Below are 16,877 nucleotides of genomic sequence, written 5' to 3'. Positions count from 1 at the left end.
GGACGGCTTGGTCGCCGTCCCTTTTGTATATTACTTTTTAGGAATTTCACAGCCATCGTCATCACAAAAATCTCCGTCTTGACTGTTTAATACCGTAATTTGATTTTCTGCAATAACCTTTTTCAGTGCCTGAACGAACGTCTCCGTTGGCTGGGCACCAGTAAGTGCATACTTTTTATTAATCAAGAAGAATGGCACACCCGTAACCCCATATTGTTTGGCGGTCTGTTCATCGAAATGAACCTCATCTGCCATTTCCTCACTTGCTAACATTTTCGCTACAGCTTCCCGATTCAAGCCAACTTCAACTGCTAGATCGGTTAAGGTTTCGTGATCACCAATATGTTTAGATTCGGTAAAATAAGCACGAAGAATCCGCTCGGTCATCTCTTTCATTTTCCCATGATTTTTCGCATACAAGGTTAAACGGTGTGCATCAAAGGTGTTCGTTTGGATGAGCGTATCCATGTGATACTCCAATCCAACTTCCTTCGCCATTTGTACCACTCTGTCGACATTTGCTCTTGCCTGTGCAATGCTCATGCCATATTTCTTGGCTAATGTTTCGTACATAGTTTCTTTAACATCCCGTCCCATTGTTGGATCTAATTCATAGCTTCGATATGTCACTTCAATGGGGTGGTTAATCTGTTTAAGAGCGTCCTCCAGACGCTTCTTGCCAATATAGCAAAATGGTCAAGCAAAATCTGTCCACATTTCAATTTGCATAATCTTTCCCTCCTATACCGATATTCATGTTTAGTATAGGGGAAATGAAGTTATTTTACACGTTTTTGGCTTATACTCGTCACTACAAATAAATGAAGTAGATTTAAAATTGTGGTAATCTTTAGATATTAATTTAGAGGAGTGTTAGTTTATGGAAATTAGTATTCCAGAGGTTACCTTAAATGATGGATTAAGCTTTCCAGTAATTGGTTTTGGTACATACCCTCTTAAAGGAATTGATGGAGTAAATGCCATTGTAAGTGCGATCAATAATGGCTATCGCCTTATTGATTCAGCTTATAATTACGAAAACGAAGGAACAGTTGGGGAAGCTGTTCGCCGCAGTTCTGTACCAAGACATGAATTACTCATTACTTCCAAACTTCCCGGACGCTATCATGAATACGACAAAGCAGTAGCAACCATTCAAGAATCTCTATACCGAGCGAACCTAGATTACTATGATCTATACCTCATTCACTGGCCGAACCCTAACCAGGATAAATATGTAGAAGCTTGGCAGGCTTTGATTAATGCTAAAAAATGGGGACTTGTTCGTTCCATAGGGGTTTGTAATTTCTTACCTGAACACCTGGATCGTTTGGAAAACGAAACAGGCATCAAACCAAGCATTAACCAAATTGAATTACATCCATTCTTTAACCAGGCTGAACAAAGAAAATATCATGAAGAGAAAAATATTGCGACAGAATCTTGGAGCCCATTCACTCGCGGATTCAAAGATTTAGAGATTGATACACTACAAACCATTGCTGCCCATCATAACAAAACAATTGCACAAATTGTTTTACGTTGGCACTACCAGCTTGGTGCCATTTCAATTCCTAAATCAGCATCACCGGTTCGCCAATTAGAGAATATTTCTATTTTCGACTTTTCACTGGATGAGGCAGAAATGGCTATGATATCGGCCTTAAGCCGCCCTGATGGAAGGATTGCTAATCAGGATCCTGCGGTTTATGAGGAATTTTAATCACGTTCGACGTTTTTCCTAATTACACTTGTAAAGTTTTGAGGTATCTCCTTTATAAAAGAGATACCTCAATTTGTATTGTAGTTTTTTAATTTTTTCTTATTTTTTAGATAAAAAGGGCAGTCCCAAGCATGATAATAAGTTGCTATTTTCTAAATCGATACCACTTCTTCCCTGTCTGTAACAAGGGATTCGAGGAAATATGCCTTTTCAAAAGCGTCTCTAGTGGCGTCTCCAAGGGATGCATAGCCTGCTGCGTCTCCTAATACAAACACATTTTCTATCTGCTCCCTTACGGTTTCCTCAAGTGGATTATATGCTTCGACACCCATGGCAACGACGATAAACTCGGTTTCCAATTCTGTGCGTTTTCGAGAAACTAAGTCCTCTACAATGATACGGTCAGAAAGTATTTTCACCACTTGGTGGCCGGTAATAATATTTACATTTACACTTCTAAGCTTATTTAGAAGTCTTAATCTTGTTTCAGCCCCAATTCTTTTGCTTGCTTTTGTTGGAATTTCTACATATGTCACTTCATTGCCTGCTTCTGCAAGGCGGCGGGTAGTACCATGACAGATCATACCACTTCCAACAACTGTCACTTTATTATTCGTAAATACTTTTTCCTGTAATTTTACCTCTTCATAGGTGTATACATGATCTAAATCATGACCTTCCACTTGTGGGAGCTTTGGTCTGCCGCCTGTAGCCAAGAAGACAGCATAAGGCTGGATAGATTTGATCTCTTCAACAGTAGCTTCTGTATTCATACGGACATCAATCTTTAAACGTTTCATTTCATGCTCGAGGTATTGAATATGCCAGGTCATTTTCTCTTTATAGGTTGGGTCGGTTACAAGGTGTAATTGGCCGCCAAGCTGACTTCCCTTCTCAAAAAGAGTCACGTCATATCCTTTTAATGAAAGATTACGTGCCGCTTCCATTCCACCTGGCCCGCCGCCAACGATTACAACATGGCGTTTTTCATCAGAAGAAAGGTGCTTCATCTCCTTAAACTCGAGTTCCCTTCCTGCCCTGGCGTTGATGGAACAGAGAATGTGTGCGTTACCCGTAACTGAATGTAAACAATGGAGGCAGTTAATACATTTTCTAATTTCTGTTTCGCGTCCCTCCATGGTTTTGTTTACCCATTCAGGATCAGCGATTAACCCCCTGCCTATGGCCACAAAGTCAGCTTTTCCCTCTGCTAAAATATTTTCTACAAACTGTGGTTCGCGGATAGACCCAACTGTAATCACTGGAATGGTTACATCTTTTTTTATCTCCTCTGCCAGGTAGACTCTCCAGCCTTGTTCAAATAAAGGAGATTCAATTATTCTGTCCATAGAGTCATAGGTTCCACAACTAACATGCAAACCATCTACTCCTAATTTTTCTAGGTACCGGCATATATCTTTACCTAACTGTAAATCTATCCCTCCTTTTGTAAAATCATCAACGTTAATACGGACAGTGACAGGATAATCGTCTCCGCACTTTTCTTTAATACCGGCAATGATTTCTTCGATAAATCTCATTCGATTCCTAAAGCTGCCTCCGTACTCATCTGTACGGAAATTTGCCTCCGGGCTCAAGAACTGGTTAATTAAATAACCATGGGCAGCGTGAACCTCAACACCATCAATGCCAGCCTGCTTACATCTAATGGCGGTCTGAACAAATTTATTTACTAGCTCTTTCACTTCTGCTGTTGATAATTCACGAGGTTCTTCTCCAACTGTGGCGCAGGCTATCCTGCTTGGTGCGACAATTTGTTTTCCACCAATTAATAAGGAGTTTGACTGTCTGCCGGCATGATGAATTTGAACAAACACCTTGGCTCCATAATTATGTACCGAATTGGCAAGTGCGTTTATTCCTGGAATGAAGCGATCATCATCCAGCCTTAGCTGCCTAACAAATCCTTTCCCATATTCATAATCGATACAGGTAAATTCAACTATGATTAACCCTGTTCCACCTTTTGCCCTCTCTTCATAATAGGCTAGGAGTTGATCCGTAACTTCCCCTTCAGGACCAGCCAAATTCGTTCCCATAGGGGGCATGACAATTCTGTTTTTTAGTTTTAAATTGCCTATTTTACCTTCTTTAAATATATTTGGGTATTGCATTTTGAAGCCTCCCTTTATCTAAGTTTGTGAAAGTTTTCACAATTATAGAGGATTTTCCCCCTAAATTAATTTTAATTCACACTCACTTAATTTTTGTACCGTTATATGATTGTTTCGTGACAATTCTGTGTAAAATTAACGAAAAAATGGAAAGTGGATACCATTTCCCTTGAAAGTTTTCTACGTTAACCATTTGAATGATATTCGTTCATTTTTTATGTCTTATCCCACTATGGGCCAGTCTTCTAAATTATTTAAAAATTCAAAATTTGTTCACTATTATCCCTAAAATGAAGAATGATTGGAAGTATAATAAAGGAAAGGGATTTTGATCATTTCTTAACCCCTAATCCTAATTGGAAGGGAGGTCCTGATCATGTCATTCGCTGATTTTGAAGATATTTACCGAATTTGTATAAATTATAACGAGGATGAACATTCGCTAGATAACGTTCGATTTGGAATTGATATGCTGCCAGGAACAATGGGTACAGATCATCCTTTGACTAGTACCGAACGTTGGTGGGAGCTTGCAGAAAAGGAAATTCTCCGTGAAAAAAGAAAAAATGTGCTAGTTTAACTCTTTCTTAATAAATGCACCAGTATTAAATTTTGTTAGTTGTCAAGCAGAAATGGAAAGTAAAAAATCTGCAGATCCTCTCTTTTATAGGTCTGCAGATTTTCAAATTATTCCCTTTTGTCTTACTACTTCCTAATCGGATTACCAATTATACCGGGTACACCGGATGTTTTCGTTCTGAGAAAATCAGATATTTTGAAGTATATGCTTCAAAACGAGTGACTAGTTCTTTACGTAATGAGTTTGCTGGGATTATTCCATCTATGACCATTTCGGAGGCCAAATTATAAATATCAATATCTTCTTTATATTCCTCACGCTTTTGTTCAATAAATGCAGCACGCTCCTCTTCAGGCAGTGCAGCAATTTTATTCGCATAAACAGCATTAACGGCTGCTTCCGGTCCCATAACCGCTATCGATGCGGAAGGCAAAGCAAGACATGCATCCGGTTCAAACGCAGGACCAGCCATTGCATAAAGACCAGCACCATATGCTTTACGAACAATAACAGAGATTTTTGGAACACTTGCTTCAGACATGGCAGAAATCATTTTCGCACCATGGCGAATAATCCCTGCCCGTTCTACCTTTGTTCCGATCATAAATCCAGGCACATCCACTAGGAATAAAAGTGGAATATGGAAGGCATCACAAAGATTAATAAATTTAGCTGCCTTATCTGCTGAATCGTGGAATAACACTCCGCCTTTCACACGCGGCTGATTGGCGATGATTCCAACAGCTTTCCCCTCCATTCGGGCAAGTCCTGTGATCAGTTCACCGGCAAAAAGCTTCTTAATTTCGAAGAAAGAGCCTTCATCAATAATCCCATTAATTAAATCAACCATATTAAATGGAGCGTTTTGATTCACCGGAATTAACTCTTCTAATGGTTTCTTCAATTGTTTAGGATCTACTGCCTCACGAACAGGAGGTTTTTCTGAAAAATTAGCCGGAAAATAAGAAAGATAGTTTCTAGCCATTGCGATGGCTTCCTCTTCATTTTTCGCCAGAACATCACCGCAGCCTGAAACCGAGCAGTGCATGCGGGCGCCGCCCATTTCCTCCAAGGTTACATTTTCACCAATAACCATTTCTGCCATTCTTGGTGAACCGAGGTACATCGAGGCATTTTTATCAACCATAATAACAATGTCACAAAAGGCTGGAATATAAGCGCCGCCTGCTGCAGATGGTCCAAATAGAATACAAATCTGAGGAATTTTTCCTGAGAGTTTTACTTGATTGTAAAAAATTCTTCCTGCACCACGGCGCCCGGGGAACATTTCCACCTGATCTGTTATCCGCGCTCCAGCCGAATCTACCAAATATAATAATGGCACCCTGAGCTTTTCTGCCGTTTCTTGGATTCGGATGATTTTTTCAACCGTCCGTGCTCCCCAAGAACCAGCTTTGATGGTTGAATCATTAGCCATCACACAAACTGTCTGGCCATTTATCTTACCCATCCCTGTCACAACTCCGTCTGCAGGAAGATCTCCCGCCATACAGTTTGCAAATAGACCATCCTCTAGTTCAAGGTCAGAATCAAATAGTAATGATAAACGCTCACGGACGAATAATTTTCCCTGTTCTTGGTTTTTCTCGTGATATTTAGGAGGTCCGCCCTTTTTAATTTGTTCGACTCGATCTTGTACCGTTTGTTGGAGAGGTTTCATTTCCACAGTCATTTTTCCTCCTCGTTTCATGTAAGTTTCTATTATTCTCCAATGTAATTTGGAGTACGTTTCTCTTTAAAAGCCTGTAATCCCTCTAATCGATCTTTTGTTGGAATCGTTACTTCATAGGCGTTTTGCTCAATCGCAAGACCGGTGCTGAGGTCAACATCATAACCTTTATCGATTGCAAACTTTGCTTGTGCGACGGCGATTGGACCATTCCGAACAATTTTCCCTGCCAAATCTAATGCTTTATCTAATAAACCTTCAAATGGAACTGTATACTCTACTAATCCAATTTCAAGGGCCTCTTGTGCATCAATTCTCCTCGCAGTAAAAATCAGCTCTTTGGCACGTCCCTTTCCTACTAATCTAGGTAAACGCTGTGTTCCGCCTGCTCCAGGAATAATTCCAAGTGAAGTTTCTGTAAGACCTAGCTTGGCAGTTTCAGAGGCAATACGGAAATCACAAGCAAGCGCCAGTTCCGTTCCGCCGCCAAAAGCTACACCGTTCACAGCCGCGATGACCGGTTGGGGTAATGATTCTAAAGCGTTGATCGTATCGCGAATCAAGGAAACGGTTTTTCTCACCTGAACACGATCCATCCCAGCTCTTTCTTTTAAATCAGCTCCTGCACAAAAAGCTTTTTCTCCAGCCCCTGTAATCACGATACAGCGGACTGACACATCAAATTTACATGTAAGGATCGTGTCCCGCAGACCCTCTAACATCTGTATGGATAAAGCATTAGCAGCTTCCGGTCTATTTAACGTAATCATTACGATTCCGTTATCCAGTTTATTAACTAATATCGTTTTATTCATGATTTCACCTTCCTTACACAGTACTTCCAAGTGTTCCACCCAGCTGTGAGCTTGCCGCTTGAAAACTTTTACTTGGTAAAGTTCGGCCGATTTTCTCTTGGATAAATTGAGAGGCATACAGCAGCTTTTGCTGATCTACTCCTGTATGGATACCCATCCCGTGAAGCATATAGATTAAATCATCTGTCGCTGCGTTTCCTGCAGCCCCAGGCGCATAGGGACATCCTCCTAAGCCGCCAAGAGAAGAATCAAAAATGGTAATCCCCATTTCTAATGCTACTAAGATGTTGGCCAATGCGGTTCCCCTCGTATCATGAAAATGCATGGCTAACTTATCTGCTGGAAATCTTTTCAATAAAACATCCAACACTTCTTGAACTTGCTTTGGATTTGCAACACCGATTGTATCCCCGAGAGACAGCTCCCCAATCCCCATCTCAAATAAAGATTCGGAAACCCGTATAACTTCGTCAATATCAACCTGCCCTTCATATGGACAGCCAAAAACGGTCGACACATAACCTCTGCTGAGTTTACCGGCAGAAAGGGTTTCTCTTACCAAATCTCTTAACACAGGGAAAGTTTGGTCAATCGTTTTATTGATATTTTTTAGATTATGAGTTTCACTAGCTGACATAAATACTGCAACTTCATCAATATTTGTTTGAAAAGCCCGTTCCAACCCTTGGAGATTTGGAACGAGTGCTGTATACGTGACACCAGGCACTTTGGTAATGCCAGTTGCAACAGCAACTGCATCAAAAAGTGCCGGAATCCAGTTTGGATTAACAAATGAGGTGATTTCAATATGTTTTAATCCACTTTCTGACAATTGATTAATCCAAGTGATTTTATCTTCTGTTGAAATAAAATTTTTTTCGTTTTGTAACCCGTCACGAGGACCCACCTCTTTAATCGTTACACTTGCAGGCCACTTCATTGTTCCATCTCCTTTCCACCTTTACCTGTGGCTTTATTCTACTACCACAATAACGTCGCCTTCATTTACAAATTCGCCTTCTGCCACTTTTACTTCTTTGACCGTTCCATCGAATTCAGCAGCGATCGGGATTTCCATTTTCATCGATTCTAAAATCACAACATCCTGGCCCTCTTCTACTTGATCCCCAACTTGAACTAATACCTTCCATACACTTCCAGCCATACTTGCAATAATTTCACTCATGATTTATTCCTCCTATTTCACCTTTTTTGGTTTAGTTGGTTTTAAATACTTGCTGACAAAATCTGTTGTCGTATCGCCTGAATGGAATGCCGAATGGGCGATTACCTCCTGCAGCATCGGGATATTTGTTTTAATCCCTTCAATCTGATAATCCGCTAATGCAGCTTGCAGGCGTTGGATTGCCTCGTCACGATTGCTGCCTTTGACAACAAGCTTCGCGATCATTGGGTCATAAAAAGGAGTCACTGCCGATTGACCATGAATAGCTAATTCATGTCGAACTCCCGGTCCGTTCGGTAGTTCTAATTTTGTTATTTTTCCAGGTGAAGGGAAAAATGTTTTAGGGTCTTCTGCATAAATTCGTACTTCAATGGCATGGCCCTCACGTTTTACATCTTTTTGAGAAAAGCTCAAAGGTTGACCTGCCGCAATTTGCAATTGTTGTTCCACTAAATCTAATCCTGTAATTTCTTCCGTAACCGGGTGCTCCACTTGCAAACGTGTATTCATTTCAAGAAAATAGAAGTTTTGCTCTTCATCCACTAAGAACTCGATGGTCCCGGCATTTTTATACCCAATTGATTTTGCCGCTTTGACTGCAGCTTCGCCCATCTTTGTCCGGGTTTCTTCGGTGATAAACGAGGATGGGGCTTCTTCTACCACTTTTTGATGACGGCGCTGAATCGAACATTCACGTTCCCAAAGATAAACAGTATTTCCCGAATTGTCGGCTAAGATTTGAATCTCAATATGTCTTGGATTTGGTACAAATTTTTCAATATACATCGATCCATCACCAAAAAAATCAGTAGCCCGCTTTTGGTTGCCCGCGAAAGCTTTACGGATTTCATCTCCGTTCTGGACCACCTGCATTCCAATTCCGCCACCTCCAGCAGAAGCTTTCAGCATGACGGGATAACCGATTCTGTCTGCCACTTCTACGGCTTCCTCTGCATCTGAGAGTGGGTAGGTGATTCCTGGAACAACAGGAACACCTGCTTCTTCCATTACTTTACGTGATTCAATTTTACTTCCCATTTTCGAAATAACCTTTGGAGAAGGTCCGATGAATATAAGACCGGCTTCCTCACAACGGCGAGCAAATTCAGCATTTTCGGAAAGAAGGCCGTAGCCTGGGTGGACTGCCTCCGCTCCTGATCCTTGAGCGACTTCTAGTATTTTATTGATATTTAAATAGCTTTCAGCTACCCGGGAACCTCCAATTAAATAGGCCTCATCCGCCATTTTTACATGTGGAGCATCAGCGTCAGCTTCAGAGTAGACTCCAATCGTTGTAATCCCTAAGGCTTTGCATGTACGGATTACACGAACAGCAATTTCACCGCGGTTAGCAATTAATACTTTTTTGAACATGCCTTTTCCACCCTTTCTCGCTTTTATCAAAATAGATTCAATACGCGTAAGCTACTATATAAAGATATGTAAAAACATAATGATTTATTTTTTTAGCTCTTTAACTCTTAATCTTCCATATGCAGCCGGTCATTTGCCAAATATGCTCCTGATAAATGACCAGCTCTGCTAACTACCTTTTGACTGATGCCTTTTCAGCAACAATTTTTTGTATTTGTGCTACGGATGCTGGATCTTCTAGTCCCGTAATGTCACCTTGAACCTTTCCAGATACCACAATTTCCTTTAATAAGCGGCGCATAATTTTTCCGCTGACGGTTTTTGGCAGCATATCTGTAAACACAATTGATTTAGGAGCTGCAATCTTACCAATTTGTTGAATAATTTGATCATTTATTTGCTGTTTTAATTGAGCTGTTTCTTGGTACCCATCAGCGAGACGAACAAATACGAGCGGAACTTCTCCTTTAATTTCGTCAGGAACTCCAATGATCGCCGTTTCCGAAACACCCTCAATTTCGAGTACTGCACTTTCCATTTCCATTGTACTTAAACGATGTCCTGCAACATTAAACGCATCATCGGAACGGCCAACTACCCATAAATATCCATCATGATCAATTAATGCCAAGTCGCTAGCATAATAGCAGCCTTCCACTTGACTAAAATAGGATGCGTAATAGCGCTCAGGTTCTTTCCAAAGTGTACGGCATAACATAGGGAATGGTTTTCGAATAACGAGATTTCCTAACCTGCCAGGGTTAACTGAATTGCCTTCTTCATCCACTACATCTAAAACAGCACCTAAAAAGGCAGTTCCCGCGGCCCCAGGTTTCATTGGTGTCAGCCATGCTGCACCGGCAATAGGAGACCCTGCTGTTTCGGTTTGACCCCAAGTGTTATTGATATAAACTTTCTTCTTACCTAACACCTCATATGTCCAATACCAAGTTTCAGGATCGAAAGGTTCTCCAACAAGGGAAATGACATCGAGACAAGATAAATCAAATTTGTCTAAAACCTTTTCTCCCATACTTTTTAACATCCTTAAGGCGGTTGGAGCAGTAAAAAGTTTATTTACCCTGTATTTTTCAATGATTTGATAAAAACGGTCCTTCGTTGGATAATCAACAGCACCTTCATATACAACGGTTGTAATACCGTTGGCAAGAGCACCTGCTATTCCCCAAATATGCATGGTTAACCAGCCGATGTCCGCGGTACACCATAAAACATCGTCTTGACGGTGATCCATATGATACTTGGCATACATATAATTCTGAATAACAAAAGCCATTCCAGAATGAACGACACCTTTTGGTTTACCTGTTGTCCCGCTTGTATAAAATACAATACCACTCTCATTTGCTTCTAATCTCTCAGGTTCGCAAACTATACTTGCTGCTTTTGTCTGCTCATGCCACCAATAATCCCGGCCTTCTTTCATTTGAACCTCTGTCCCTAATCGGTCTACAACAATGACAGCTTCAATAGAAGGTATAGATGGTACAACATGGTCGACTTTTTCCTTTAAACGAATGAGTTTACCTCTCCGTTCCGTTGCGTCAGCAGTAATCAATACTTTCGGCTTAAAATTAACGAGTCTGTCGGTCAGTGATTTTTCAGAGTAACCAGAGAAAATCGTATTGTAAACCGCGCCAATCCGAAAACAAGCTAAAACAGAGATAATCGCCTCAGCTAGATTTGGAAGAAAAATAGCTACACAATCGCCTTTTTTCACACCCAATGATTTAAGAACATTTGCAAATCGATTGACTTCGGAAAGAAGCATGTTATAAGTGAAGAATTTACTGTCCCCGTTTTCACCCTCCCAAATCAGAGCGGTTCGGTTGCCTGCACCATTTTCGATATGACGATCTAGTAAGTTTACACTTGGGTTACTAATCCCGCCGGTAAAAAAGCGAAAATCAGGAAGTTCTCCACTTATGGTTTCATTCCACGGTTCATACCAAACAAGTTCACGTGCTGCAGTATCCCAGAATGTTGCAGGATCTTCTTGAGATTGTTTAAGAAGTTTTTGAAAAGCTTCGGTGCTTCCAATAGAGGTTGACTGCACTTTTTCTTTGGCTGGATAAATGAGTTTACTATTTGAAACAACTTGTAAAATTCCACTGATATCCATGTTAGGCTCCTTTAACAATAATATTTATTGACCGTTCTTTAACATCCAATTTGTTTCGCAATGACCATTCGTTGAACCTCAGATGTTCCTTCACCGATCTCCAAGAGTTTTGCGTCACGGAAGAAACGCTCAACTTGATATTCCTTCATATATCCATATCCGCCATGAATTTGTACCGCTTGGTCACAAGCACGCATACAAATTTCTGAAGCAAATAACTTTGCATATGCTGCTTCCTTCTTAAATACTCTTCCTTGATCCTTTAACCATGCTGCTTTAAAGACCATATTCCGAGCTAATTCAATATTCATGGCCATGTCAGCGAGCTTAAACTGGATAGCTTGGAAGTTGGATAGACTTTTTCCAAACTGCTTTCTCTCTTTTGCATATTGAAGCGATTTTTCATATGCACCTTGAGCAATTCCTACCGCCATAGCCCCAATTCCGATTCTCCCGCCGTCAAGTGTGGCTAAAAACTGTTTGTAACCGTTTCCAATTGTACCTAAAAGGTTTTCTTTAGGGACCCTTACATTGTCCATGATTAGTTCTGTTGTATTGGAAGCATGTAGACCCATTTTTTCATAGTTATCAATGACAGAGAAGCCTGGAGCATTTGTAGGAACAATAAAAGCGCTGATACCATTGATTCCTTTTGAGCGGTCAGTTACAGCTGTCACTGCCAGGTGTTTGGCATAGCTAGCATTTGTTATGAAACATTTAGAGCCGTTAATGACCCACTCATCTCCATCGAGTACTGCTGTTGTTTGGGTTCCACTTGCATCTGAGCCTGCATTTGGTTCCGTCAATCCAAAAGCCCCGAAAGATTCTCCCGTACAAATCGGTGTTAAGTATTTTTCTTTTTGTTCGTGGGTACCAAATAAATTAAGCGGAGCACCGCCTAATGAAATATGTGCAGAATATGTAATACCAGTAGAGGCACAAACGCGGCTTAGTTCTTCAACGACGATTGCGAAAGAGATTGTATCTGCTTCACCACCACCATATTGTTCAGGAAATGGAAGACCCATAATCCCCAGCTCTGCTAATTTTGAAAATACCTCCTTTGGGAAATCTCCTGTTCGATCACGTTCATCTGCCCCAGGAGCTACCTCAGCATCTGCAAAATCCCGAATTAAATTGCGGATCATCTCTTGTTCTTTTGTTAAATCAAAATTCATTTTTCTACAACCCCTTCCAAATATTAAGATTGTTATTAGCCAAAAAGTTAAAAACAACCTATTAAACTGCTATTCTTTGGACAGTCCCCCCTTTCAATGCTTTCATAATTTTCTTATAATCAGAATATAACGATTAGCATTATTATGCTATGTACCTTTTCATGAATATAGTTGTAATAAATTTGTGACTTTTACACAAATTCACAAAAGTAGACCAATATGTAATATAAGTTTCATATAGGAAGGGTGATGAAACGGTGCAAGAAACATTAACTCATCGGCAACTAAAGTCCTTAATCCATGTGTCCAACGTTATTAATTCTAAATTGGATATCAACTCCATTTTTGAATCCATTATGAGTGAAACGATCTCTGTGGTGGAAGCTGCTGGGGGCGGTTCGATTTGGATTTTTGACAAAAGCCAGAATCGGCTGATCGCAAAATCAGCTCAAGGATTATTTTATCCACATATTTTTAGGCAAATTAAACTAGAAAGCGGCGAGTCCATGACAGGTATGGCCTTTGCTGCAAAAAAATGCCTCATTTTTTGGGATGAGGGAGAAGTTAAACAAGCATTGTCTACATTAACTCCATATAATAGAGATTTATTAGACCAGGCAATTCCGAGCAATTTTCATTTTACCTCTGTTATTTCTTCCCCTATTTTACAAAAGGGAGAATGTATCGGAGTCATTACATTGGACTCATTTGAACAATCCTTGCAGTTCAAGCAGGAGGATATTCATTTATTGGAAGCGATTGGTCACCAAGCAGCGGTTGCCTTGGAAAAATCAAAACTATTTTTTGAAAAAGAAAAAATGGTTCGCAAGCTTTCCCATTCCATTGAAATACATAGAAACTTAGCAAACCTTGTTGTGAATGGAGAAGGTATTCAATCAATTTTGAATTATATACATAATACAATTGGACAGCATTTGTTTCTTTTTGATGAAATTGGAGAGCTTAGGGCTTCTGCCTGCCACTCCTCCTTCTCCGTTGAAATGAGTGAATTTATGAAAGCGTATGCAAAACAAATTATCTTAAATCTAGAAAACTCACATACCGTTTCTGAAATAACATTAATAGACGATACATATCAATTAGTTGTATTACCGCTTGGCTCTAGACAAAAGTCTCTTGGCGGTCTAATCATCCTTTCAAAACAAAAAGTCAGTAAAGTGGATATTGCTGCTCTTGAACATGCTTGTACGGTTATTTCACTTGAACTTGTAAAAGAACAAGCGGTTTTTGAGACACAGCAGCGTTTAAGAGGAGAATTTGTAACCAAACTCTTTTCAGGACAGATTGATGAGCTGTTGATTCAGAAAGCAAAAAATTTACATTTTGATCCTAACTGGAACTACGCGGCGATTATTATCAATGCTAAAGACAAGATAAACGAACAACATGTTATTAGTGATCCTGTTATTAGAAATTTACTCCATATGACTAATAGGACATTGCTTGGCAGGAACTTTCAAGTAACCGCAGTTAGGGACAAAAATCAAATCGCAGCCCTGCTATCATTGAATTCAAGAGTTTCTTCATCCAATCATGTTGCTGAAATAAAGGAACTTGCTCGGAAGTTACAGCTAGAAATGAGTAATAAGTATAGTGAGATAGACGTGTCCGTTGGTATTGGCAGAATGAAGCAAGGTCTTACTCTTGTTCATGAGTCATTTGTAGAAGCTACTAAGTGCATAAAATTTCTCAAAAACTATCTGTTTGATGATAGAGTCATTAGTTATACAGATCTCGGGGTTCAGAGGTTTATTTTACAAAACTCTAAGGAAGAATTAATTGATTTTATTCAGGAAGTATTAGGTCCACTTATTCAATACGAACAATCTAGAAAAGGTGAATTGTTAAGTACGCTGATTGCATATTTAGACCAAAATCAAAATATCAAGAGAACGGTGGATACCTTGCATATTCACACGAATACGTTAAGTTATCGTTTAAAACGAATCGAGGAAATTCTAGTAACAGACTTGAATGATAGTCAATCCCTTTTTAATATTCATTTAGCCATCAATATTTATCAGTTTATAAAGGATAAAGATACATTAAAGAAATGATAGAAATGTTCGTAAAAACAGGAAAAAAAGCCCATCTTTTTAATAGATAACATTGGGTAATATTGTCTGGAATGAAGGTGCAGATAAGGGCTAATGATTCATTTTCCTAAATATAGCAATTTTTCAGTGTAATCAAAACATTTTCCTTGGTAATATACTAATTAACTGCGTTTTATTTCTACACCCGAAATAAAATTGCAGCTATTACATACTAGGGGGAAAATTCTATGAAAAGGTTTTCAAAGGCTGTTATCCCAGCCGCCATGGCATTAACGATGACACTTTCATCCACAGCATTTGCCGGACCTCAATCAAATCCAAACGGACCTTACATCGAGGGAGAACAAAATATCTCTTTATCAAGTTACATGTCAAATGCGGAACTAACCAATACTCTGCAGAAACTAGAAGCATCGTCTAAAGGGAAAATGAAGTTAGAAGTTGTCGGTTATTCTAACCATACATTAGATGGATATAAAACCGAAGCAGAAAAAGGCGATCCATTGTACCTTGTTAAATTCGGCGATGCAGATCCAAATAAAAAAAGAATTTTAATTACGACGCAAATTCATGGCAACGAACAAATTGGAACCGAGGCTGCCATTGATATCATTAAAAAACTATCTAGCGGCGGACAGGAAATTGATGAAATACTAGAAAATGTGTCCATTTGGATTATGCCAAGAATTAATCCTGAAGGATCAGATAATACATTCGAAGGGAAATGGTACCCTACTCGTTATACACACCAAACCTGGCTTCCAGAAAATATAAATCTACCTGCAGGTACCTTGGCTCCTTGGTACTATAATGCTGATGGCAGTGAAAGAGGCCAGGCAAATGAGGGCCGTGTGGTGTATGGAATTCCTGGTTACGACCAAAACCGCGACTACAATCCGAATTTAGATTTTAGAGTGGAAAATGAAGATCCAGTTGAAATTGCTGATTTCTTGAATAATAGAGCAACCAATAATAGCAATTATGGCGGTTTCTATGTTACTGCCGAAGCACGTACGGTGACAAAAGTATTTAAAGACTTTAAACCTGATGTTTTTGTAGATGTTCACCACCGCGGATTCAATACCCTTTCCGATGAGGACAATAGATCTGTTCCAGTTCAAGTAGCTGCTGTAGTGGCAGATCCTTACACAGATCCTTTTACAGGCAATCACTATGAAGTAGATGCGGACGTATTAAAGCTGGGTAAACAAGTGAACGCACTGGCCAATCTTGCTCTTCAAAGAGGGAACTCGCATTATGGAGCCATTCAGAAATATCCTGATGTTAACCTTCCAGGTACAGCGCTCGGAGCGTTTGCTTTAAATGACGCTGCTATCATGCTGATTGAAATAAAAGGACAAAGTCAGACACTTGGACAAAAACAAGCCGGCATGCTAAAGGAAACCGTAAAAGTACCATTATTTGAGGTATTTAAAGGGCTTGCAGACGGATCGATTCATGATGTGGACCCTGCAATTTATGACGCCATCCCAGAATCAACGAATAGAATTGAAGATCCTACGACTAGGGATTAACGAGCAAAGACTGACCTTAAAAGTAAAAATTACTTTTGAGGTCAGTCTTTTTTGGCTTTTGGGACATTAATATGAATCAAAGCACCTATATATATTTCGAAAGTCACAATCTAATTCCGTTTTATTTGGGTATTTTTACCGAAAAATATTTACAAATTCTAGCAATTATCTTACAATTACAACAAGAGAAGTTCTGAATTAAGAACATTTTTTTTATAAAGGCGTGAAAGAATGTTATATCCACTTATTGAAAAGAAAAAGAAGGTTCATATTGTAAAAGATTTAAATTCTTGTGCATGTGGCCTAAAGTATCATTCTGATCTGGTTATTAAAAGGAAAACACTTAAACAAATTAAGTTTGTTGAGGTCGGTAAGGTAACTTGTAAGAAATGTGCATCAAAACTCTTTAGTGATGAATAATCACACCAGACTCTTGTTGT

The 16,877-nt window shown here is 39.6% G+C and carries 13 protein-coding genes; 4 read left to right on the top strand and 9 right to left on the bottom strand.

Annotated features, from left to right (window positions below; genetic code table 11):
- Positions 1–30 precede the first annotated feature (30 nt).
- On the bottom strand, positions 31–684 hold the full coding sequence (locus tag QNH29_RS10695) for a DsbA family oxidoreductase (RefSeq protein WP_283865593.1): 654 nt from the start codon (positions 682–684) through the stop codon (positions 31–33).
- A gap of 196 nt (positions 685–880) precedes the next feature.
- Between QNH29_RS10695 and QNH29_RS10690 the strand changes: the two genes are divergently transcribed.
- A complete protein-coding gene (locus QNH29_RS10690) occupies positions 881–1,723 on the top strand; it encodes an aldo/keto reductase (protein ID WP_283864756.1) in 843 nt (280 codons plus the stop codon).
- Positions 1,724–1,875: 152 nt separating this feature from the next.
- Here the strand turns inward: QNH29_RS10690 and QNH29_RS10685 are convergent, their stop codons facing one another.
- A complete protein-coding gene (locus QNH29_RS10685; protein ID WP_283864755.1) occupies positions 1,876–3,858 on the bottom strand; it encodes an oxidoreductase in 1,983 nt (660 codons plus the stop codon).
- A gap of 376 nt (positions 3,859–4,234) precedes the next feature.
- On the opposite strand from QNH29_RS10685, the gene QNH29_RS10680 reads away from it, so the two are divergent.
- Positions 4,235–4,438 carry a hypothetical protein gene (locus tag QNH29_RS10680; protein WP_283864754.1) on the top strand — a complete coding sequence of 68 codons (204 nt, stop codon included), beginning with the start codon at positions 4,235–4,237 and terminating at the stop codon, positions 4,436–4,438.
- Positions 4,439–4,586: 148 nt separating this feature from the next.
- On the opposite strand, the gene QNH29_RS10675 is transcribed toward QNH29_RS10680, so the two are convergent.
- From QNH29_RS10675 to QNH29_RS10645, 7 genes are all read right to left on the bottom strand, one after another.
- A complete protein-coding gene (locus tag QNH29_RS10675) occupies positions 4,587–6,119 on the bottom strand; it encodes an acyl-CoA carboxylase subunit beta (RefSeq protein WP_481858825.1) in 1,533 nt (510 codons plus the stop codon).
- A gap of 41 nt (positions 6,120–6,160) precedes the next feature.
- The gene (locus QNH29_RS10670) at positions 6,161–6,943 is read right to left on the bottom strand and encodes an enoyl-CoA hydratase (RefSeq protein ID WP_283864752.1); all 783 of its coding nucleotides are present in this window, start codon (positions 6,941–6,943) and stop codon (positions 6,161–6,163) included.
- 13 nt (positions 6,944–6,956) lie between these two features.
- Positions 6,957–7,883 (bottom strand): hydroxymethylglutaryl-CoA lyase, encoded by a 927-nt coding sequence (locus QNH29_RS10665; protein ID WP_283864751.1) that lies wholly within the window; start codon positions 7,881–7,883, stop codon positions 6,957–6,959.
- A 33-nt stretch (positions 7,884–7,916) separates the two neighbouring features.
- Positions 7,917–8,129: an acetyl-CoA carboxylase biotin carboxyl carrier protein subunit gene (locus QNH29_RS10660; protein ID WP_283864750.1), complete on the bottom strand. Its 213-nt coding sequence runs from the start codon at positions 8,127–8,129 to the stop codon at positions 7,917–7,919.
- A gap of 12 nt (positions 8,130–8,141) precedes the next feature.
- A complete protein-coding gene (gene accC, locus QNH29_RS10655) occupies positions 8,142–9,503 on the bottom strand; it encodes an acetyl-CoA carboxylase biotin carboxylase subunit (protein WP_283864749.1) in 1,362 nt (453 codons plus the stop codon).
- Positions 9,504–9,675: 172 nt separating this feature from the next.
- Complete coding sequence (locus QNH29_RS10650; RefSeq protein ID WP_283864748.1) at positions 9,676–11,646, bottom strand: acetate--CoA ligase; 1,971 nt, start codon at positions 11,644–11,646, stop codon at positions 9,676–9,678.
- A 38-nt stretch (positions 11,647–11,684) separates the two neighbouring features.
- Positions 11,685–12,824, bottom strand: coding sequence for an acyl-CoA dehydrogenase (locus tag QNH29_RS10645; RefSeq protein ID WP_283864747.1), 1,140 nt, complete (start codon positions 12,822–12,824; stop codon positions 11,685–11,687).
- Positions 12,825–13,081: 257 nt separating this feature from the next.
- Between QNH29_RS10645 and QNH29_RS10640 the strand changes: the two genes are divergently transcribed.
- A complete protein-coding gene (locus QNH29_RS10640) occupies positions 13,082–14,902 on the top strand; it encodes a helix-turn-helix domain-containing protein (RefSeq protein WP_283864746.1) in 1,821 nt (606 codons plus the stop codon).
- A 227-nt stretch (positions 14,903–15,129) separates the two neighbouring features.
- A complete protein-coding gene (locus QNH29_RS10635; RefSeq protein WP_283864745.1) occupies positions 15,130–16,437 on the top strand; it encodes a M14 family zinc carboxypeptidase in 1,308 nt (435 codons plus the stop codon).
- The last annotated feature ends 440 nt before the right edge of the window (positions 16,438–16,877 follow it).

The organism is Neobacillus sp. DY30 (assembly GCF_030123065.1).
Classification (GTDB): Bacteria; Bacillota; Bacilli; order Bacillales; family Cytobacillaceae; genus Neobacillus.
The sequence above is the reverse complement of the archived record's forward strand: the minus strand, read 5'-3'. Positions and strand labels throughout refer to the sequence as shown.

Excerpts from the sequence above, each read along its gene's own strand:
- QNH29_RS10645 (WP_283864747.1), bottom strand. The coding sequence starts at position 12,824 with ATGAATTTTGATTTAACAAAAGAACAAGAGATGATCCGCAATTTAATT.
- QNH29_RS10660 (WP_283864750.1), bottom strand. The coding sequence starts at position 8,129 with ATGAGTGAAATTATTGCAAGTATGGCTGGAAGTGTATGGAAGGTATTA.
- QNH29_RS10670 (WP_283864752.1), bottom strand. The coding sequence starts at position 6,943 with ATGAATAAAACGATATTAGTTAATAAACTGGATAACGGAATCGTAATG.
- QNH29_RS10690 (WP_283864756.1), top strand. The coding sequence starts at position 881 with ATGGAAATTAGTATTCCAGAGGTTACCTTAAATGATGGATTAAGCTTT.
- QNH29_RS10680 (WP_283864754.1), top strand. The coding sequence starts at position 4,235 with ATGTCATTCGCTGATTTTGAAGATATTTACCGAATTTGTATAAATTAT.
- QNH29_RS10685 (WP_283864755.1), bottom strand. The coding sequence starts at position 3,858 with ATGCAATACCCAAATATATTTAAAGAAGGTAAAATAGGCAATTTAAAA.
- QNH29_RS10665 (WP_283864751.1), bottom strand. The coding sequence starts at position 7,883 with ATGAAGTGGCCTGCAAGTGTAACGATTAAAGAGGTGGGTCCTCGTGAC.
- QNH29_RS10635 (WP_283864745.1), top strand. The coding sequence starts at position 15,130 with ATGAAAAGGTTTTCAAAGGCTGTTATCCCAGCCGCCATGGCATTAACG.
- accC (WP_283864749.1), bottom strand. The coding sequence starts at position 9,503 with ATGTTCAAAAAAGTATTAATTGCTAACCGCGGTGAAATTGCTGTTCGT.
- QNH29_RS10650 (WP_283864748.1), bottom strand. The coding sequence starts at position 11,646 with ATGGATATCAGTGGAATTTTACAAGTTGTTTCAAATAGTAAACTCATT.
- QNH29_RS10675 (WP_481858825.1), bottom strand. The coding sequence starts at position 6,119 with ATGAAACCTCTCCAACAAACGGTACAAGATCGAGTCGAACAAATTAAA.